This window comes from Paraburkholderia sp. Tr-20389 (assembly GCF_017104565.1).
GTDB lineage: Bacteria > Pseudomonadota > Gammaproteobacteria > Burkholderiales > Burkholderiaceae > Paraburkholderia.
The window spans coordinates 78,694-99,407 of the sequence record NZ_JAAGPD010000033.1 but is presented as its reverse complement, the minus strand read 5'-3'; the positions used below and the strand labels follow the sequence as shown (position 1 = coordinate 99,407).

The 20,714-nt window shown below is 63.8% G+C and carries 17 protein-coding genes and 1 riboswitch; of the genes, 9 read left to right on the top strand and 8 right to left on the bottom strand.

Features of this window, described 5'->3' with window-relative positions; genetic code table 11:
- The first annotated feature begins 105 nt into the window (after positions 1–105).
- The 7 genes from G3N95_RS27405 (at position 106) to rpoD (ending at position 8,477) form a co-directional block, all read left to right on the top strand.
- On the top strand, positions 106–2,391 hold the full coding sequence (locus G3N95_RS27405; protein WP_205973221.1) for a DUF3141 domain-containing protein: 2,286 nt from the start codon (positions 106–108) through the stop codon (positions 2,389–2,391).
- Between the two features lie 86 nt (positions 2,392–2,477).
- Complete coding sequence (locus G3N95_RS27400; RefSeq protein ID WP_205973220.1) at positions 2,478–3,419, top strand: phosphate acetyltransferase; 942 nt, start codon at positions 2,478–2,480, stop codon at positions 3,417–3,419.
- Positions 3,420–3,437: 18 nt separating this feature from the next.
- A complete protein-coding gene (locus G3N95_RS27395) occupies positions 3,438–4,619 on the top strand; it encodes an acetate/propionate family kinase (protein ID WP_205973219.1) in 1,182 nt (393 codons plus the stop codon).
- A gap of 2 nt (positions 4,620–4,621) precedes the next feature.
- Positions 4,622–5,401, top strand: coding sequence for an enoyl-ACP reductase FabI (gene fabI / locus G3N95_RS27390; RefSeq protein WP_205973218.1), 780 nt, complete (start codon positions 4,622–4,624; stop codon positions 5,399–5,401).
- Positions 5,402–5,422: 21 nt separating this feature from the next.
- Entirely contained in the window at positions 5,423–5,728 is a 306-nt protein-coding gene (locus G3N95_RS27385) for an RNA-binding protein (protein WP_205973217.1), read from the top strand.
- 230 nt (positions 5,729–5,958) lie between these two features.
- The gene (locus G3N95_RS27380; protein ID WP_346778417.1) at positions 5,959–6,213 is read left to right on the top strand and encodes a hypothetical protein; all 255 of its coding nucleotides are present in this window, start codon (positions 5,959–5,961) and stop codon (positions 6,211–6,213) included.
- A gap of 266 nt (positions 6,214–6,479) precedes the next feature.
- Positions 6,480–8,477, top strand: coding sequence for an RNA polymerase sigma factor RpoD (gene rpoD, locus G3N95_RS27375; RefSeq protein WP_205973215.1), 1,998 nt, complete (start codon positions 6,480–6,482; stop codon positions 8,475–8,477).
- A gap of 131 nt (positions 8,478–8,608) precedes the next feature.
- On the opposite strand, the gene G3N95_RS27370 is transcribed toward rpoD, so the two are convergent.
- The 6 genes from G3N95_RS27370 to G3N95_RS27345 form a co-directional block, all read right to left on the bottom strand.
- Positions 8,609–9,049: a PRC-barrel domain-containing protein gene (locus G3N95_RS27370; protein WP_205973214.1), complete on the bottom strand. Its 441-nt coding sequence runs from the start codon at positions 9,047–9,049 to the stop codon at positions 8,609–8,611.
- 148 nt (positions 9,050–9,197) lie between these two features.
- The gene (locus G3N95_RS27365) at positions 9,198–10,052 is read right to left on the bottom strand and encodes a hypothetical protein (protein WP_205973213.1); all 855 of its coding nucleotides are present in this window, start codon (positions 10,050–10,052) and stop codon (positions 9,198–9,200) included.
- A 210-nt stretch (positions 10,053–10,262) separates the two neighbouring features.
- Positions 10,263–11,084 (bottom strand): spherulation-specific family 4 protein, encoded by an 822-nt coding sequence (locus G3N95_RS27360; RefSeq protein ID WP_205973212.1) that lies wholly within the window; start codon positions 11,082–11,084, stop codon positions 10,263–10,265.
- A gap of 60 nt (positions 11,085–11,144) precedes the next feature.
- A riboswitch (cyclic di-GMP riboswitch) is annotated at positions 11,145–11,223 on the bottom strand.
- Positions 11,224–11,400: 177 nt separating this feature from the next.
- Positions 11,401–12,591: a fumarylacetoacetate hydrolase family protein gene (locus G3N95_RS27355; protein WP_205973211.1), complete on the bottom strand. Its 1,191-nt coding sequence runs from the start codon at positions 12,589–12,591 to the stop codon at positions 11,401–11,403.
- Positions 12,592–12,632: 41 nt separating this feature from the next.
- Entirely contained in the window at positions 12,633–13,523 is an 891-nt protein-coding gene (locus tag G3N95_RS27350) for an SMP-30/gluconolactonase/LRE family protein (protein ID WP_205973210.1), read from the bottom strand.
- Between the two features lie 114 nt (positions 13,524–13,637).
- A complete protein-coding gene (locus G3N95_RS27345; protein WP_205973209.1) occupies positions 13,638–15,221 on the bottom strand; it encodes a class I SAM-dependent methyltransferase in 1,584 nt (527 codons plus the stop codon).
- A gap of 396 nt (positions 15,222–15,617) precedes the next feature.
- Between G3N95_RS27345 and cobA the strand changes: the two genes are divergently transcribed.
- A complete protein-coding gene (gene cobA, locus G3N95_RS27340; protein ID WP_205973208.1) occupies positions 15,618–16,382 on the top strand; it encodes a uroporphyrinogen-III C-methyltransferase in 765 nt (254 codons plus the stop codon).
- Between the two features lie 5 nt (positions 16,383–16,387).
- Here the strand turns inward: cobA and G3N95_RS27335 are convergent, their stop codons facing one another.
- Positions 16,388–17,005, bottom strand: coding sequence for a CBS domain-containing protein (locus G3N95_RS27335; protein WP_205973207.1), 618 nt, complete (start codon positions 17,003–17,005; stop codon positions 16,388–16,390).
- 245 nt (positions 17,006–17,250) lie between these two features.
- Here G3N95_RS27335 and mnmH point away from each other — a divergent pair, with 245 nt between their 5' ends.
- Positions 17,251–18,297 (top strand): tRNA 2-selenouridine(34) synthase MnmH, encoded by a 1,047-nt coding sequence (mnmH, locus tag G3N95_RS27330; RefSeq protein WP_205973206.1) that lies wholly within the window; start codon positions 17,251–17,253, stop codon positions 18,295–18,297.
- Between the two features lie 30 nt (positions 18,298–18,327).
- On the opposite strand, the gene G3N95_RS27325 is transcribed toward mnmH, so the two are convergent.
- Positions 18,328–20,670 carry a bifunctional diguanylate cyclase/phosphodiesterase gene (locus G3N95_RS27325; protein ID WP_205973205.1) on the bottom strand — a complete coding sequence of 781 codons (2,343 nt, stop codon included), beginning with the start codon at positions 20,668–20,670 and terminating at the stop codon, positions 18,328–18,330.
- Between the last annotated feature and the right edge of the window lie 44 nt (positions 20,671–20,714).

The following is a 20,714-nucleotide window of genomic DNA, read 5'->3' as shown; positions in this document are numbered from 1 at the left end:
AGGCCGCTTGACTCGCCGCGACGCTGCACGCATCGCCTGTTTGATGCGCGCATGCAGTCTCGCATGAGAACGCGGCACCGACCCTTTGAGGGAGCAGATCCGACCATGAATCAGTCTCAACCGATCTCCGCTTCATCCAGCACGTTCACCGCGCCGATGCCTTTCGCGTCGATGCCGGGCAATCTGTTCGCGCAAGGCTATGCGTATGCCGTCGATGCATGGCAGCGCGGCGTGCTGTTCGCCGACGTGATGCGCGAGCGCGGCAATCAGTATCAGGCTCACTTGCAGGAGCGCGTGCCCAACGTGCTCGACTTCGGCACGGATCTCGTCGTCGATGGACGCACCTTGCCGCGCCCCGTGAATTACGGGCTCGTGCGCATCGTCGCGCCCGACGACCTGAAGCCCGACCGCGATCTCGTGGAAGGACGCGATCCCGGCCGTCTGCGTCCGTTCGTGGTGGTCGATCCGCGCGCGGGGCACGGTCCCGGCATCGGCGGATTCAAGCGCGATAGCGAAATCGGCGCTGCGCTGCGCGCCGGCCATCCCTGCTATTTCGTCGGCTTCCTGCCCGACCCCGTGCCGGGACAGACCGTCGAAGACGTGATGCTCGCGGAAGCCGCGTTCCTCGAAAAGGTGATCGAACTGCATCCCGGCAGCCCCGGCAAACCCGCCGTGATCGCCAATTGCCAGGCAGGCTGGCAAGTGCTGATGACGGCCTCGATGCGCCCCGACCTGTTCGGACCGATCGTCGTCGCAGGCGCGCCCGTGTCGTACTGGGCAGGCTGGCGCGGCAAGAACCCGATGCGCTATTCGGGCGGCATGCTCGGCGGCTCGTGGCTCACGGCGCTCACGGGCGATCTCGGCGATGGCCGCTTCGACGGCGCGTGGCTCGTCGAGAACTTCGAGAACCTGAACCCCGCGAACACGCTCTGGACCAAGCAATACAACCTGTACGCGAACGTCGACACGGAAGGGCAGCGCTATCTCGGCTTCGAAAAGTATTGGGGCGGCCATGTGTTTCTGAACGCGGCCGAGATGCAATACATCGTCGACAACCTGTTCGTCGGCAACCGCTTCGTGAGCGGCGAGATCGTGACGTCCGAAGGCGTGCGGCTCGACCTGCGCAACATCCGTTCGCCTATCGTCGTGTTCTGCTCGTATGGCGACAACATCACGCCGCCGCCGCAGGCGCTCGGCTGGATCACCGACCTCTATCGCGACGACGCCGATCTGCTCGGCCACGACCAGACCATCGTCTACGCGACGCACGACAGCATCGGCCATCTCGGCATCTTCGTGTCGAGCAGCACGGGCAAGAAGGAACATCGCGAGTTCGTCAGCAACATCGATCTGATCGACCTGCTGCCGTCCGGCCTCTACGAAGCGCATATGGGCGCGAAGACCGAGGAGACGACGCATGCGGATCTCGTGCAAGGCCAGTATGTATTGTCGATCTCGCCGCGCACGATCGCCGACGTGCGCGAGATCGTGCAACCCGATCCCGAGAGCGACAGGCGCTTTGCAACGGCCGCCTATCTGTCGCGCTTCAACCTCGGCATGTATCGCAGCTTCCTGCAACCGTGGGTGCGCGCCTGCACGACGCCGTGGACAGCCGATGTGTCGAGCAAGCTGCATCCGCTGCGCGTGACATACGAGTTATGGTCCGATCGCAATCCGTTTGCGTCGTCGGTCGCGCAAGCCGCCGCCAGCGTGAAGGAAGCGCGCACGCCCGTCGCGGAAGACAATCCGTTCATGCAGATGCAAACGGCCATGTCGAACGCGATCATCGCGTCGCTCGATTTCTATCGCGATATGCGCGACGCCGCCGTCGAACAGGCTTTCGAAACCATCTATGGCGCGCCCTGGCTGCAGGCGTTCGCGGGTCTTCCGCCGCAGAGCGACAGCGCAGCGAATGCCGCGCTGACGGCACCGGGCGACAAGGAAGAGCGCGACGCCTCGATCGTCGCGGAACACGAGCGTCTGCGCAACGACATGACGCAAGGCGGTCTCGTCGAGGCGAGCGTACGCGCGCTCCTGTATGTGCGGCGCACGCGCGGCGAAGCGGATGAACGGCGCTTCAATCTCGCGCGCGAGATGCTGAGCAAGCTCTCCGATCAGGGCATTCTGTATTTCAAGCATGTCGTGCGTGAACAGGCCGCGCTGCTGCGCCTCGACAGCGAAGCCGCGATCGACGCGCTGCCCGGCCTGCTCTCCAATGCACCACCCGACAATATCCGCACCGCCGCGCGCGATATCGACGAACTCAGCACGATGCTGCCGCTCGAAGATAGCGAACGCGCCGATCTCGCCCGCGTCCTGACGATCTTCGAATCGGCATCGAAGAAGAAGACGGCGCGGCGTGCGGAACCGGCGCGTCAGCAGGTCGAATGACAGAAGGCATCGTCATGCGCGAGCGGACGTTCACGTTCCGCCGCGCATGACGGGCACGGATCGGTTCACCTACGAGGGCACGCAACATGGAACACAAGCGCGAAAAATACGAGCGTCTCGTCGCCTTTGCGGCCACGCTCCCGCCGACGCCGACAGCCGTCGCGCATCCCTGCGATCACGATTCGCTGTCGGCCGTCGTCGAAGCCGCGCGCATGAAGCTGATCGCGCCGATCCTCGTCGGTCCGCGCGAGAAGATCGAAGCAGCCGCGAAGGAAGGCAATCTCGATCTCGGCGACCTGCCCATCGTCGACGCGCCGCATAGCCACGCGGCCGCGGAGATCGCAGTGCAACTGGTCCACGAAGGCCGCGCGCAAGCGCTGATGAAAGGCTCGCTGCACACGGACGAACTGATGGGCGCAGTGGTCTCCCGCAGCACGGGCCTGCGCACCGAACGGCGCGTGAGCCATTGTTTCATCATGGACGTGCCGGGCCACGACGAGGCCCTCATCATCACCGACGCAGCCGTCAACATCTCGCCGACGCTCGACGAAAAGCGCGACATCGTGCAAAACGCGATCGACCTCGCGCATGCGCTGCGTGTTCCCGTGGTACGTGTGGCGATTCTCTCGGCGATGGAAACGGTCAACTCCAAGGTGCCGTCGACGCTCGACGCCGCCGCACTGTGCAAGATGGCCGACCGCGGGCAGATCAAGGGCGGCATACTCGACGGCCCGCTCGCGCTCGACAACGCGATCAACGAAGAAGCCGCGAAGATCAAGGGCATCGAGTCGCCCGTCGCGGGTCGCGCGAACGTGCTCGTCGTGCCCGATCTCGAAGCGGGCAACATGCTCGCGAAGAGCCTCACCTTTCTGGCGGGCGCGGATGCCGCTGGCATCGTGCTCGGCGCGAAGGTGCCCATCATCCTCACGAGCCGCGCGGACTCCGTGATCACACGGCTCGCTTCCTGCGCGGTTGCTTCGATGGTCGCGCTCGCGCGGCGCGAGCAGCCCGCTTCCGCCATCGTTTGATACGTCTCGGGGCATTGCATGGACGTCATTCTCGTCATCAACGCGGGTTCGTCTAGCATCAAGTTTCATGCGTTCCGCGCAGAGGGCGCGCAACTCGAACCCATCGCAGGCGGCAAGCTCGAAGAGATCTACACGAACCCGCGCTTCACGGCGAAGCGGCAAAACGGCGAAGTCATCGAAGACAAGCGCTGGCCCGAAGGCGAGCAGCTGGGACATGACAATGCGATCGCGTTTCTGCTCGACTGGCTGCGCAGCCACGGCGAAGGCCGCGCTACGTTGCTCGCGGTCGGCCATCGCGTCGTGCATGGCGGCGACAAATATTCCGAGCCGGTGCGCGTCGATGCGAAGGTGATGCAAGAACTCGAAGCGCTCGTGCCGCTTGCGCCGCTGCATCAGCCGCACAATCTCGCGGCCATCCGTTCGATCATGGCGCGCAACACGAACGTGCCGCAGATCGCGTGCTTCGATACCGCGTTCCATCACACGCAGCCCGCCGTCGCGACGCGCTTCGCGCTGCCGCCCGACATCACGAGCCGTGGCGTGCGGCGTTACGGTTTTCACGGGCTGTCGTACGAGTACATCGCGAGCGTGCTGCCGCAAGTCGACGAACGCGCGGCCAAAGGCAAGACCGTCGTGCTGCATCTGGGCAACGGCGCGAGCATGGCGGCCTTCGATGGCTGCAAGAGCATCGCGAGCACGATGGGCTTCACAGCCGTCGAAGGGCTCGTGATGGGCACGCGTTCGGGCAGCCTCGATCCCGGCGTCGTGCTGTGGATGCTCGAAGAAGCGAACATGGACGCGCGCGCGATCGAATCGCTGCTCTACAAGCGCTCGGGTTTGCTCGGCGTATCGGGCATTTCCAGCGACATGCGCACGCTGCTCGCCAGCGACGACCCGAAAGCCGCCGAAGCCGTCGAACTGTTCTGCTACCGCATCTCGCGCGAACTCGGCTCGCTCGCGGCCGCGCTCGGCGGACTCGACGCGATCGTCTTCACCGCGGGCATCGGCGAACGCGCGGACCCGGTGCGCAAGCGCGTCGGCGAGCTGGCCGCGTGGCTCGGCGTATCGATCGACGAAGCGGCGAACCAGCGTCACGGTCCGTGCATCAGCGATGCGAAAAGCGCCGTCGACGTCTGGGTGATTCCGACCAACGAAGAACTGATGATCGCCCGGCACGCACTCGGCCGGCTGGAGAGCTAAACATGGAAAGGCCCACGGGACAGGTACTGGCAGGCAGCAAAGCGCTGATCGTCGGCATCGCCAACGAGCATTCCATCGCATACGGTTGCGCGCGCGCGTTTCGCGAGCTAGGCGCCGAACTGGCGATCACGTATCTGAACGACAAGGCGAAGCCGTACGTCGAGCCGCTCGCGCAGGAACTCGGTGCGTCGTTGCTGCTGCCGCTCGACGTGTCGAAGCCCGGCGAACTCGAAGCCGTTTTCGACGCCGTGCGCACCACTTGGGGACGGCTCGACGTCGCCGTGCATTCGATCGCCTTCGCGCCGAAGGCCGACCTGCAGGGCGGCCTGCTGAACAGTTCGCCGGAAGGCTTTTCGGTCGCGATGGACATCTCGTGTCATTCGTTCATCCGCATGGCGCGTCTCGCCGCGCCGCTGATGGACGACGGCGGGTCGCTGTTCGCGATGAGCTATCTGGGCGCGTCGCGCGTCGTGCCGAACTACGATCTGATGGGGCCCGTGAAGGCGGCGCTCGAAGCATCGTGCCGCTATCTCGCGCACGAACTCGGCCCGAAGCGCATCCGCGTGCATCCCGTTTCGCCGGGACCGCTGAAGACCCGCGCCGCATCGGGATTAAAGGACTTCGACCTGCTGCTCAATGAAGCGGCTGAACGCGCGCCCATCGGCGAACTCGTCGACATCATGGACGTCGGCTACACCTGCGCATTCCTCGCGACGCCGTACGCGCGCCGGATGACGGGCAACACGGTCTTCGTCGACGGCGGCGTGAGCATCATCGGCTGAAACGGCTCATTTGTTCATTGCATGAAACTTCTGATCAGCGGCCTGCCGCAAAAAGCTTCACTCGACGAAATCAAGACTCTCGTCTACCGCTATTCACACGCGGATTGCAGCGATATCGAACTGGTCGGCGAGGCCGACGAGCGTCCCGCCGCGCTCATCGCCATCAAGGGCGCCAACTGGACGGCGCTGAACTACATACGCCGACGTCTGCACGGCATGTACTGGCATCGCTGCAGGCTCTCGGTGCAGGTGCTGTCGTTCTGGGACGTCAGCGAAGCGGCCGAAGCGCGCCGCCAGACCAGAACGGCCGCACCACCGCCCATGTGAACCCGCGTGTAAACCATTTCCTCCCGCGCCGCGTTGTACTTCTGCACACCCCTGCCTCCCGCGCTGACGCCCATGCCGTTATGTCATAACATGATGGACCTGCCGCGCGGCCGCCCGCCAGAGGCATGCGTCCACCCATCCAGTTACCGGTTCGAAAGAAACACGTAGTCGAAATGAACGATGCGTCGCATAAGATAGGTTCTATCTCCTCGTCGTCGAAAGCGCCTGCCGTGCCTACCCCGTCTACCGTTCCCGAGCCGGAACGCGCGCAGGACGCCTGTGCGCGCAAGGAATCCGCGAAGCACGGCGGAATGCCGTGGGCGATGTTCGCGCTGTCGGCCGTCGGGCTGCTGGTCGGCGTGTTCGCCGTGATCGGACCGGAACACGTGTCCGTGGCCGTCGCCAAGACCCTGCTGACGGTCGGCTGCCTGCTGGTTGCGGCGCTGGCGGGCGTCGTCGCCTCCGATCTGTCCCGCAACCGCTGAGGATCGCGCACCAGCATGGGGCATATGCAGTTGCATAAAACTGGTGCACTGCACCACATTTCTTGCTATACTTGCAGATTCACTTTTCTGCACGCGTCGAACTGTGTTCCGACTGGGCTTCCGAACAGGCTCCCAAGCCAGGCTCCCAAGCGGTCCGCGCCAATCGATTCGTGCAACACCCCGCCCTCCCTCACGATCCGACAGGTCACGTCACCTGCCGCGCGCGTGCGCGCGGGGTAGCGAAACAGCCTGCCGAGGAGAACGTATTGGCAAAGCTTGACCGGGACAACTCCCAGTTCGAAACCACCGCAGCGAAAGCGCCCAAGCGCGCAGCAAAGGCCAAGGCACAACCTGCCTCCGCGCCGCAAGACATGGCCTTGATGGAATCTCTCGCTGAAGAACGTCAACGTCAGATGCGCGCGCTGATCGCGCTGGGCCGCGAGCGCGGCTATTTGACGCACGCCGACATCAACGACCACCTTCCCGACAATTTCACCGAAACGGCCGCGATGGAAACCATCGTCAGCACGTTCGGCGAAATGGGCGTTTCCGTGTACGAAACGGCGCCCGACGCGGAAACGCTGTTGCTGAACGACGGCCCATCGGCTGCCGCATCGGACGATCAGGCCGATGAAGAAGCCGAAGTCGCGCTGTCCACCGTCGACTCCGAATTCGGCCGCACTACCGACCCGGTCCGCATGTACATGCGTGAAATGGGCGCGAGCGAGCTGCTGACGCGCGCCGGCGAAATCGAAATCGCCAAGCGCATCGAAGGCGGCCTGCAGGACATGGTGCAAGCCATCGCGATGTGCCCGTCCATCATCTCGACGATTCTCTCGGACGTCGACCGCGTGGTTGCGGGCGAAATCCGCATCGACGAGCTGGTCGACGGCATCAGCGACGCGAGCGAAGCCGCCGAACTCGACGACGACGCAGCCGACGCAGCCGCTGAAGAAGAACTCGACGCGAGCGCCTCGGACGACGAGTCCGACGACGAAGACGGCGATCTCTCCGACGACGGCGGCGAAAAAGCCAATGCCGCGCGCCTCGAACAGCTGACGGCGGACAGCCTCGCGATTTTCGAGCGCGTGCGCGCGCTGTTCGCCAGCGTCCCCGACATGCCCGTCACGGACAAGCGCCGCGCCACGGCCATCGCGAATCTGCGCGAATCGATCCAGCAGGAACTCACGCCGATCCGCTTCACGGCGAAGACCATCGACCGTCTCTGCGCGGAAGTGCAGGCGCAGGTTGCGCAGGTTCGCGCGATCGAACGCAGCATCCTGCAGATCGCGGTGGACCGCTGCGACATGCCGCGCGAAGCGTTCGTCGAGTCGTTCCCGGGTAACGAAACGGATCTCGACTGGACGATGCGCATCGCCGCGAAGTCGAAGACCTACGGCCCGGCCCTCGAGCGTCACCTGCCCGCCATCCAGTCGGAACAGCAGAAGCTCGTCGACATCGAAGCGTCGATCGCGCTGCCGCTGCAGCAACTGAAGCAGATCAACAAGCAGCTCGGCTCGGCTGAATCGAAGATGCGTCAGGCCAAGCGCGAGATGATCGAAGCGAACCTGCGTCTCGTGATCTCGATCGCGAAGAAGTACGTGAATCGCGGCATGCACTTCCTCGATCTGATCCAGGAAGGCAACATCGGCCTGATGAAGGCGGTGGACAAGTTCGAATACCGTCGCGGCTGGAAGTTCTCGACGTACGCAACGTGGTGGGTCCGTCAGGCCATCACGCGCGCGATCGCCGACCAGGCGCGCACCATTCGTGTGCCGGTTCACATGATCGAGTCGATCAACAAGCTGAACCGCATCCAGCGCGAGATCGTGCAGCAAACGGGTCAGGAGCCGCATCCGTCCGTGCTCGCCGAACGCATGGACATGCCTGAAGCGAAGATCCGCAGCATCCTGAAGATCGCGAAGAATCCGGCATCGCTGGATTCGCCCGTCGGTGAAGATGCCGACACGACGCTCGGCGACATGATCGAAGACACGTCGGCAACGTCGCCCGCCGACGCCGCTGTGCATGCGAACATGCGCCGCGCGATCGACGAAGCCCTCGACGCGCTCACGCCGCGCGAAGCGAAGGTGTTGCGTATGCGTTACGGCATCGACACGGCTTCGGAACTGACGCTCGAAGAAGTGGGCCGCCAGTTCGACGTGACGCGCGAGCGTATCCGCCAGATCGAAGGCAAGGCGATCCGCAAGCTCAATCACCCGAGCCGCGCGGACAAGCTGCGCCCGTTCCTCGAACGCAGCTGATGCGCCTGGCCGCTGCTGTTCACGCATGCGGCCCGCTGCTAAAGCAGCTTCAAAACAAAAGCGCGGCAGCCTCAGGGCTGCCGCGCATTTTTTCATCTCCACGGTCCGCTCACGCGAGCCGCGTTCAGCGCTCAGTGATGCTCGCTGTATTCCTTACGAGCCATCGGCGTCGCGCGGACCTTCGCATACTGGAACGCCGGAATCGACTTCACGGCATCCTTCGTCGCGCCTGCCCACACCAGCTTGCCAGCCGAATAGTCGATCTGCGAGAGCGGCACGGCGACGTCATGCTGCGACACGCCGAGGAACTGATGCGCTGCGACGATCGCGAACGAAGCCGCGTTGTCCGGCGAAATGATGATGTCGTGGAGCACGCCGACCTTCTGGCCCTCCTCGTTGTAGATCGGCTTACCGAGCAGGCTCTTCTTCGCACTCCAGCCGTTGATGATGATCGCTTCCTGCTCGACGGTCACGCCGATAGTCTGCGAACCCGCCACCTGTGCGCTTGCCTGGCTGGACATCACGCCGAACGTCGATGCCGCGATCAGAACCGCTGCCCACTTTGCCTTCATAGCTTATTCTCCGATTTGAATTGTTGCGAGGAACTGCCGCTGCTGTGAGAAGCGACATACCTTACCTCATCAGAAAGAAACCGTCGCAGAAGGGTACATGCACCATTTCGGAAGTGCACGGCGCCGTGCACGATGCATCGCTTAGCCTTTACTTCGCCAGGTGCAATCCTTTTGCGAGCACCGTGTTGTCCTTTGCGTTCACGAGCCATACGGCCTGAACGTTCGCGTGCAGCGTCGACGTGCGCCGTGTGATGTCGGTGGGCTCTTCGTCGGTGGGGTCGCTGTGCTCGCGCTCCTCTGTCAAGTATGGCGGTTCGAGCGTGCACACGAGCACGATCGCGAAGTTGTCGTCGGCCTGTTCGAAGCTCGTTTGCGTCAGTTTCAGACGGCCGCGCGCCGTGGTCTTCTGCTTGCCTTCCGTTGCCAGTTCGATCGAGTCGATCTTCTGGATAAAGCCCTTGGCCTTTGCATCGGGCGCGATCACGAGACCGCGTCCGCTCGGCCCTTCGATGTTCTGATAGAGCTGGATGGCGTCGGGATCGTCGTCGCTTGCAAGCGGCACGTTCACGCTCAGCATGTGCGTGCTCGACCGGTACAGGATGCCGTGCGGCGCGGGAATCATGAAAAGAAACGTGCGTTGCGCGTTCTCCGCCGTTGCCGCATGACCGTGCACGAAGCGGTCGTATGGTTCGCGCGCGAGCTTGCGCAGACGGTCGGTGAGCGAATGCGTCTCGGCCGTGGGCATCTGGCTCGCGAGCATGTCGCGCACCTTGACGGGATCGTCGGCCGTAAAACGGTCGGGAGTGGCCGTGGCACTCGCCTCTTGGGTCTCTTGCGCGCCTTGCGTTTCGTTCGACGCTTTCGACTCGCTGGCCTTGTGCGCGGCAGACGATGCCGCGTACGCCGCCGTGCCGGCGCTCGACATCAGGGCAACACCTAGCGCGACACCCACAGCGGGCAATACGCGATTTGCCGAAGCAAGCACACGATTCAGAACTTGCACAACATCCTCTCCGTTGATGATGGCGCTATCGCTGCGCCTCGATGCGTCGAACGCAATCCAATTCAGCTCGCATTCTAAGCGTATTCCTTCAACGTGATAGCGCATGCGCACATCACCTGGCGCGCGCAAAAAAAACGCCAGGCACATCAGCGCCTGGCGTACTTCGACAATCGACTGCAGAGGCGCGCGAAGCGCCCTTTTTCTTCTTGGTTATTTCACCGCGAGCACGTTGCTCACCAACTGACTCCACCACGACGGCAGGTTCTTGTACGGATTCGGCAAGCCCGTCGACGTGACGAACACGCTGCCTGCGCCATGTTTCGCCGCGTACGACACGATGCCGGGCATCTGCGCCTCCGTCGCGCCATACACCATGTGCACAAAGCGCTTCACCGGATAGCCCGCTTGCCATTTCGCCGGCGCGTAGCTCGCGTAGTGTTTGGCCGAGTCTTCGAATACGACGAACTGATCGGCCGTGGGCAGGCTTGCGTAGAGTTCGGGAATGTTCGTGCCGGGATTGCCCGTCACCGAATACGCAGGCGACAAGCCTTTGATGTAGTTGTAGATCGACTGATAGAACTGGATATGCGACGTCACGCTATCCGACGTCATCTCGTCGATGAAGAAACCGTCGATCTTATAGAGCGCGATATAGCGGTTGATGTCCGTCGCGACAGCCGACAGCGAACGCTTCGAGTACGACGTGGACACATAGCCGATCACGCGTCCGCCCGCTGCATGCACTTTCCCGATTGCGGCGATATAGGTCGCGTCGGCATTCGTGCCGGGGCCGCTATCGGGATTAAGAATGACCGTGGTCGGTACTTTGGCCGCCGTCGTCGCGAGGTCGTTCCAGTAGCCGGCGCCCTTGCCGACGGGATCGAAATAGGCGGGGACGGTCAGCGGCAGCACAGTGGCTGCGAAAGCGTTCGCGTGAGCGGCAATGGCAAGCGGTGCCACTGCAAGCAACGCGACGCGACGCAGCCATTGAATGGCGCGAGACCCTGAACCGGGTGTGCGAGCGTTGAACATCTCGATGCCTCCTGACGACGGCGTGTCTCGCCGTCCATCGTTTGGCCCGCTGCGGATACAGCGGGCAACTGGCTAACTCCTGTGCGGAGTCCCTTTAGCTTTGCGTCGCCGGATCGCTCCGGTTTTGCCCTTCCGTGTATATCGACGCCCAGTTGTCCGCCTTTAGGCTCTAGCGTGGAAATATAAATGGGGAGAGAGTCGTGGCGCGACAAGTGATTTTGCGCTCCCGATTAATTGAACGTTTGCGAATGTCGATAACGCGATTCGCAAACGTTTTCTTCGATTCAAAGCGCGAATCTATAACCGCGAAAAATATTCAGCCGAGCAGCCCACGCGCTGCGAGATTCGCGTATAGCGAACGCACGCCGAACGTCCACGGTGCGATCTCCGTGCATAGCTGCACGGTGTTGCGCAACCCGCCGAGTTGCGGCGTCGAAATCGTGACGATATCGCCGAGGTGATGCGTGAAGCCGCCGCCCTTCGTATCGCGGTCCTTGATCGGCGAGAACATCGTGCCAAGGAACAGCATGAAGCCGTCCGGATACTGATGATGTTTGCCGCATGTTTGCGCGACGAGATCGGCGGGATCGCGGCTGATCTCCGACATATGGCTCACGCCTTCGAGCAGGAAACCGTCGTCGACGCCTTCGACACGCAGCGACACGCTCGCGCGCCGCACGGCATCCAGCGTGAAGTCGCCGTCGAACAGACGCACGAACGGCCCGATCGAACACGAGCCGTTGTTGTCCTTGCATTTGCCGAGCAGCAGCGCCGAACGCCCTTCGATATCGCGCAGGTTCACGTCGTTACCGAGGGTCGCGCCCACCACCACGGCCTTGCTGTTGACGGCCAGCACGATTTCCGGCTCGGGATTGTTCCAGGTGGACGCCGCGAGCAGGCCCACGTCGGCGCCGAAGCCCACGGACGACATCGGCTGTGACTTCGAAAACACTTCCGCGTCCGGGCCGATGCCCACTTCCATGTATTGCGACCACGCGCCGCGCCGTTCGAGTTCCGCTTTCAGACGCGCCGCCGCGTCCGAGCCGGGCTTGACCTTCGACAGATCCGTGCCGATCACCGATGCAATCGTCTGCCGCACTTCTTCGGCCTTCGCGGGATCACCGCCCGCCTGCTCTTCGATCACGCGCTCGATCAGGCTCACGGCGAACGTGACGCCACAGGCCTTGATCGGTTGAACGTCGCATGGTGCGAGCAGGCGCAGATTCGCCGAGCCGTCATTCGCGAGGCTCGCCGCGATCAGTTCGGCTGCGCTGCAAAGACGCTCGCCCGGCGCGTTGCGCGCGACGTCGACGGCATCGTCGCGTTCGAACAGATCGGCCGTGGTCGGCGCGCTCGACGTGATGTCGTATACGTCGCCATTGCGTACGGCCACGACGCACGGTCCTTCATGAGCGCTCGTCTTGCGCCACACGCGGCCGATCAGCAGCGCGCGGTTCAGGTCGTCGGGAAGATAGTTTGCTGTGGTCGCTTGAGTCGATGCTGTCATGAAGTGTGTCTCCAATGTTTTTAGAGGTGTACCTGCACGATTCAATCCGTCACGCGCAACGCGCTGCGTTTTTCGATCAGCCCCGGCACCGACACGCGCATCGCAAACACCCCACCTGACTGTGGGTATTGTTCGATCTCTTCAGCAGGACGCCCCTTGCGCGCCGTCGTCACATAGAGCGTTTTCAGATCATCGCCGCCGAACGCGCACATGGTCGGACAGCGCGCGGCCAGCGCATGCGTTTCGACCACCTTGCCTTCGGGCGATATCCGCACGACGCGCCCGCCCTCATACAGCGCCGCCCAGTAAAACCCTTCGCTATCCACCGAGGCGCCATCGGGACGCCCGCGATCCGTCGACGTCGGTTCGAATTTCACCCACTCTTCGCGCGGCCCGACCTCGCCACTGTCGACGTCGTACGGATGGCGGTAGATGGTGAAGCGCGGCGTATCCGAGTGATAGCACCAGCGGTAGTCGGGGCTGAACGCCATGCCGTTCGACGTAAGCAGCCCCGCGTCGACCTTCGTCAACACGCCGTTTCCATAGCAATAGAGCGATGCCGCGTTGCCCGCTTTCGGCTCGTCGAGCGTGCCGAGCCAGAAGCGGCCGTGCGCGTCGCAACGGCCATCGTTGAAGCGGCTCGTCGCCGGGTTCTCCGGGTTTGCGCACAGCTTGCGCACGACCTGCCCTTTCGCGTCGAGCAGAAAGATGCCCGTTCGCATGCCGGCAATGAAACCGTCGTCCTCTGTCAGCGAAAAGCAGCCGATGTTCTCGGGCATCGGCAGCACCGTATCCTGCCCCGTCTTCGGATCGAAACCGTGCAGCGCGGGCGCCTGGATATCGACCCACCACAGCTTCGCGCGGCGCTCGTCCCAGCGCGGGCACTCGCCGAGCGCGGCGGCGGCGGGCAACACACACTCCAATGTCTGCATGATGACTGTCCTCTCGGCTGGCTGCGCAAAGGGCGCGGGCGCGCCCCTCGAAACAGTAGCAGACATTCGCGTGCGCTCAGAGTTCGCGGCTCGCGGCCGCCTCGAGCAACGCGATCACGCACACAGCTGTTCCAGCACCTGCTCCAGCTTGAGTTCGAAGACAGCACGCGGGTCCGCTTCGCCGCCTTCGACCGTCGGCAGCGACACCAGCAACTCGCCGTCCTGCACCGCTTTCGACAGCATGCCAAGCAGCTCCTTCCGCGTACGGCTACCGTCGATAAGGCGCAGAAGAAACTGCGCCGCTGCGTCGAGCTGCACGGGCTGATGCCACGCGTTGACCGTGTGCGCGAGCTGGCCTTCGGGCAGCGACGCTGGATACGCGCGCACGGCCGGATGCAGGCTCGGATTGGCCGCGCCGCGCATCACCGGCTGGAGCCGGAAACGGCCCAGTCCGCGCACCACCAGTGCGTTGAGAAACAGTTCGAGCCGCGAATCGAGGCCGGCTTCGTCGAGCGCTTCGGCAATGTTCATGCGCGCGAGCACCTCGCGTTTCAGCTCATCGAAGCTCAGCGTGAACGGCCATGTGTCGCCCAGCGCAACGGTGGCCGCCTTGGCGACGGCATCGTTGAACACGACCGAACTGCCGTTGTCCGCGATGAACTGTTGCGGCGATTCGTCGAGACGAACCTCGCCGTTCGCGCACATCAGCGATGCCGCGACATGCAATGCGCGCAGGCGCTCGTGCCCGACGTGATATTCGATAGCGTCCGCGCGTTCCTTGTGCACGAGCAAGGAGGTGCGGAACGACCGGTCGCTGACGAAATCCAGATACTGTTCGACCGCCACCTGGCTGTGCCCGCACTCCTCGATCAGCAGGCGGCCGATTTCGGCACCGTAGTTGAGCGCGAACATCGAAGGCAGATTCGCATCGCCGAGATACGCGAGCCCGTGTTCGCCGGCACGATTCGCAAAGTCCTGCAGATAGCACGGTGTATTGGAAGGCGCCAGATAATCGTGCGAAACATACGCGGATGTGCCCGTATCGCCGTTGCCGATCAGCGCGTGATCCCGCTCGACCGCGCGTGCCAGCAGGCTGTCCTTGCTCGCATGCTCGCGTAGAAAGTCGATCATGCCGCGGCCATACGCGAGCCGCTCGCGGCCGCCCGTCAGTCCGCGCGCCCGCAACAGCATCGCGTCACGGACAATCTCGCGCGACTTCCATCCCGGGTACGTGTTGTACCCGATATACGCGATGCCATCCGCCGACAGATTCTCGCGGCAAACACGCAGGATCGCCTGCTGCACATCGGGCGGCACCCAGCTGTAAACGCCGTGACAGATGATGTAGTCGAACTTGCCGTCCACTTCGCCGAGCGTCGTGAGGTCCTGCTGACGCAGTTCGACATTCTTCAGCTTCAACCGCTTCACGCGCTTGCGCCCTTCCTGCACCTGTACACCGGAGAGATCCACACCGATCGCTCGCCCCTCCGGGTTGCGCACGGCGAACGCAATCAGATTGCCGCCTGCCGCGCAGCCCAGTTCGAGCACGCGGGCCGTGCTCGTGTCCGGCGCGGACAAACCGAACACATGCGCGACGGCGGCGAGGTGTTCGGGAGCAGACTGCTCGTACGGGAACGAGAAGTAAGGGAAATCGTCGTAGTTCTGTTGGATCTCGTTCGTTTGCTTGTTGACGTCCATCGTGCGGTACCGTGAATGTTCCGGATTGCGGGAACCGCAATATCGTCTGAGCGCTATGTGCAAATGTCGATTTTGTGTGAATGATCCGGCGTGATGCCCAGGGCACGCTCGTGGTGCGCTGCCGCACAGCGCGAGTGCAGTTCGGCGCCGTACGGAAGAGGTACCAATCGGGAGCACGGCGTTTACAACGCGCATATGCATTGGCCCCGTTCTTGCGTTAATTGCTGCGCCGGCAAAGGCGTCGGCATCGAATCGCAAGCGGGCGCGTAGCAACGCGCCCGATATGGAAACACATAGCATTGGTCAGGACAGCGGCGTCCCCTTCGTGCATGCACGGGCGGGACGCCGTTTTGCGTTGGCGGACAGAAATCGACGAATCACGCGATGGAGAAAACGATGAACACGGGCAAAGTCACACTCGTCAGCGCAGGGCCTGGCGATCTCGATCTGCTGACCTTCAAGGCAGCGAAGGCCATCGCGGCAGGCGACGTGCTGCTGATCGACGACCTCGTGAACGACGAGATCACGACGCTGAAGTCCACGCATGCGCGCGTCGTCAAGGTCGGCAAGCGCGGCGGCTGCAAGTCCACGCCGCAGGCATTCATCCAGCGCCTGATGCGCCGCTATGCGCTGCAAGGCAAGCACGTCGTGCGCATCAAGGGCGGCGATGCGCTGCTGTTCGGCCGCGCCGGCGAAGAAATCGCGGACCTGCGGCACGCGGGCATCGAGGTCGAGATCGTCAACGGCATTTCATCCGGCTTTGCGGCGGCGGCGGGGCTCGGCGTATCGCTCACGCATCGCGATCATTGCCAGGGCGTGATCTTCGTGACGGCGCATCTGCGCGACAACACCGAGCCCGACTGGGCAACGCTCGCGGCCACGGGCATGACGCTCGCGATCTACATGGGCGCGAGCCGTATCGACAGCATCAGCGAAGCATTGACCAGGACGCTCGCGCCCGATACGCCCGCTGCCGTCGTGCAGTGGGCGGGTACGTCACGTGAAAAACGGGTGTGTGCGACGCTCGGCGACATCGCCGCGTGCGCGGCGGCGCAACAGGTAGCGAGCCCGGCCGTGATCCTGATCGGCGGCGCGATCGGCGAGGCGATGGCGCAAGTGTCCGCGCACAGCGAACCGATGATGCAGCGGCTGAGCGCCTGATCCGCTCAAAAGCCGCCGGGACGGCCGCACATGAGCTTCAGGATGTCGGCCTGAGTCAGCATGCCGACCACGCGTCCGCCCTCTTCCACCACGGGCAAATGATGATGTCCGTTCCTCGTGAAGAGCGGAATGACTTCCGTGAGCGGCGTGAGCAGGTCGACATACTGGACATGGGCCGACATCACGGTCGTGACCGGCCATTCGCGCCGTTCGCTTTCGGGCGCAGTCGTGTCGGAAGCCAGCTTGAGAAACGGCAGCACTTCGTCGAGCGGCTGCAGATCGACATGTGTCACGACGCCTTTGAGCCGCCCTTGCGCATCGACCACGGGCAGCAGCTTGATATGGTGAGCGTCGAGCGTTTTCAACGCGCTGCCGATGGTTTCGTCGACAGAGACTGTAACGGGCGGCGTGCGCATCACATCGGCGCAGGTGAGACGCAGCAGTTCGTGCAGATAGGCCTGCCGATGCAGTTCGCCGAGCACTGCCCGCCGTTCGTCGTGCGGCGCCGGCGAGCGGGGTGCATCGTCGTCCGGGCCGTCATTGCTTTCGCTGTGGCCGTGGTCCGGTCCGACATGATGCGGCTGGGCTCCGAAACACCATTGCAATACCGACGAAATCGACATGTTGCGCCTCCGCGGTGACGGTCGACCGTGCATGAAGCACTTATTCCGGCGATGCGCACCCGTGGTTCCCGCTCCGCTGCCGTAGCGCGGAGCACGTCGGCGGCTTACATCGCTTTCCGTCACTTTACATCATAACGTGAGCTATTTGCTCGCGACAGCCCGTCGCGGGGGCGGACGGGAAAGCACACCCCGGCATGCGATAATTCAATATTACGTCGCGTCGCGACCGCTTCTTGCTCCCGCCCTTGAAATCGCTTCTCGTCCCGCTCGACCAGATCGCGGAATTCGATGAAATCGTCGACGTCCGCACACCGCTCGAATTCGCCGAAGACCATATTCCCGGCGCAATCAACGCGCCCGTATTGTCCAACGAAGAACGCGTGATCATCGGCACGATGTACAAGCAGGTGTCGCCGTTCGAAGCCACCCGGCAAGGTGCCGCGATGGTGTCGCGCAACATTGCCGCGCACCTTGAAACGACCTTCGCGGATCGTCCGCGCAACTGGCGGCCGCTCGTCTATTGCTGGCGCGGCGGCAAGCGCTCGGGATCGATGACGACGTGGTTCAACCTGATCGGCTGGCGCGCCCGGCAACTGGACGGCGGCTACAAGACCTATCGCCGCAGCGTGGTCGAACTGCTCGATACACTGCCGCAGCAATTCCGTTACATCGTGCTCGCGGGCCACACGGGCAGCGGCAAGACGCGGCTCCTGAACGCACTGGCGGGCGCCGACGCGCAAACGCTCGATCTCGAAGCGCTCGCCGCGCATCGCGGCTCGATTCTCGGCACGCTGCCCAACGAGGTGCAGCCTTCGCAGAAAGCGTTCGACACCGCGCTCATCGGTGCCATGCGCCGCTTCGACGCGGAACAGCCGGTATTCGTCGAAGCGGAAAGCCGCCGCATCGGTGCGATCGCGCTGCCCGTGTCATTAACGGAGCAGATCCATCGCGGCACCTGCATCCGGGTCGAAACGGAACGCGACGAGCGCATCCGTCTGTTGTTGCAGGACTACGCGCATCTGTTCGACAACCGCGCGCTCTTCAAGTCGCAGCTCGCGCGGCTCGTCGAATTGCACGGCCGTGCGCGCATCGGCGAATGGCACAAGTTGATCGACGAAGACCGCCGCGTCGAACTCTTCGAGCAGTTGATCGATCTGCACTATGACCCTGCGTATGCGCGCAGCTCGGGCAAGAATTTTGCCAAGCTGCCCGAGTCGACGCGTTTCGCGCTGCGGCCCACGGATGCCGATCTTCACGAGCAGGCCTGCGAGCTGCTCGCCCGCCTGCGCTGACGCGGTTTCAGCGTTTCGACGCGCGCCGCGTCACCAATGCTCGGCCGTCGGCCAGGGCAGCCTGTGCAGCGACCAGTCCAGTTCCGCGCCGACCACGCAGCGCCCGGCCTCCGACTGCAACGCGACCGTCACCGCGATGCACGGTCTGCCGCTCGCGAGCGACAGATACGGGCTGCTTGTGACCGGTACGCCCGGCTTCAGCACGGCGTTGCGGAAATACGGCCGATGATCCCAACGCGCATCGCGCGGATTCGCGACGGGATGCAACGATCCACCGTCGATCGCCGACGCCTTGCCAGGCAACTCGTGCCCGATCTGCCGGCCCGTATCGTCGAGCACGAAACAGCTGATGCAGAGTTCCAGTTGCGCGAGATCGTAGAACGCGTCGTTGAGGGGCGTGCCCTTGAGCCATGCATCGACACCCGCATCGAGCGCCTGCCGGTAGGGCCGCACTTCCGATTCGAACAATGCGTGCTGATGCGCGCGCCCTTCCGCGATCACATCGAACGCATGATCGATGCGCCGGTGCACGGCATCGGGCGGCGTGATGGACGGCGACGGGCGGCCCAGCAAGAAGCCCTGCGCGAAATCGACGTTCGATTCGACCGCGAGGATCAACTGCTCCGTCGTCTCGACGCCTTCCACGACGACCAGCATGCCCGCCTGATGCAGCAGCGATACCAGCTTCGGCAGAATCGGCTGGTCCGCGCCGTGACTTTTCGCGCGAATCAGCTCGCCGTCCAGCTTGACCAGATCGGGCCGGATGCGCAGCAGACGGTCGAGATTCGAATGCCCCGCGCCGAAATCGTCGACGGCGATCAGGAAGCCGTGGTCGCGATACTGGCTCGCCGCGCGCGACATCTCGTCGACGCTGCCGCCGTGCGACTCCAGCAGTTCGAGCACCACGCGCCCCGCTGAAATTCCTGCTGAGCGCGCGATCTGCGCCAACTGGTCGGGATAGCCGTCGGCGACGAACGTCGAAGGCAGAATGTTCAGGAACACCCATGCATCGTCGGGAATCAGACGGCGCGCGTTGCCGAGATGCAACGCGTGGCTCACGCGGTCGAGTTCGCCCTGATCGCTGAACGGCTTCGGCGAAAACAGCACGGCGGGCGGCACTTGCCCCCCGTCCTCGCGCTCGCCGCGCAACAGCGCCTCGAAGCCGACCTGTTTCTGATGCGAGAGGCTGTAAAGCGGCTGGAAATGCGAGGTCAGCCAGAAATCGTCCCATTGCTGACGCACCGGCTGCGATGCCGTGCCGTCTGCGTCATCGTGCGTCCAGGTGAGGCGCACCGGGTCCACGAGGGTCGCGCGTTCTGCGCATACGCGGTTGCGGCCCGAATACTTGGCGCGCAGCAGCGCTTCGTCCGCGCGGTCGAGCAGCGCCATCACGCCTTCGCCCGGCCGATACTCCGCGACGCCGAAGCTCGCGCTCAGTTGCCCATCGGGACGTGCGATGCGGCCGATCGCGGCACGCAGCGTTTCGGCGAGTTGCGCGGCGGGACGCAGCGCCGCGTCGTGCAGCAGCGCAAATTCCTCGCCGCCGATGCGGCTCACGAGGTCTCCCGCCGCCGTCATCTCCTTCAACACGCGCGCCACGTCCGACAGCGCCTGATCGCCGACAGCATGCCCGAACTGGTCGTTGAGCGACTTGAAATAGTCGATGTCGAGAAAAATCGCGCTGGCCTTCGCGCCGCTGTCCAGTGAGGACAAACGCAACGCCGCCTGCTCGAGAAAGGCGCGGCGGTTCTGCAGGCCCGTCAGGGGATCGGTGGCGGCGAGGCGCGCGAGCCGGTCTTCGAGCAGGAAATGATTGCGCCGGAACCAGTAGAAGCCGAAGTGAAACACGGCCGCCGTCGACACCGCGATCAGCACCCACATCCAGCACACGACACTGACGTCGCCGCGCGGATGCGGCAGGTTCAACAGAAATGGCGTGCCCGCCGCGTAGAACAGCGCTGTGCCGATGCAGAAGTGCGCGGGCGTCAGCCACAACGGCGCGGCGCAGACCGAGATCACGACCATCGCGGGCAGCGCCCATAACACCGGCTCGTCGAGTCCGGCGACGTTGAGCGCGAGCCCCGCCAGCAGCACGAGCGTGTACGCGACGCCGATGCCGCCGAAGACCCAGATACGCCGCGTCCACGGAATGGCGGCGACCAGCAGCGCAAGCACGATTGCGCACGACAGCCGCCATACGAGCGGCACAGCCGGTCCCGCGACCAGGCTGCGGGCGCACACGAAGATGATGAAGGCGACGACGGTAAACGCCATCGTCACGGTAGAAAGGGGCCGCTGGTGTTCCAGCGAACGTCGGTGAAACCGGCTTCGAAATCCGGCGTCGGACGTCTGTTCCGTCGGGGAGAAAAGCATTGTCTACTCAGGCCAGTTCCGGTCACTCTGCCCGTGTATAACGG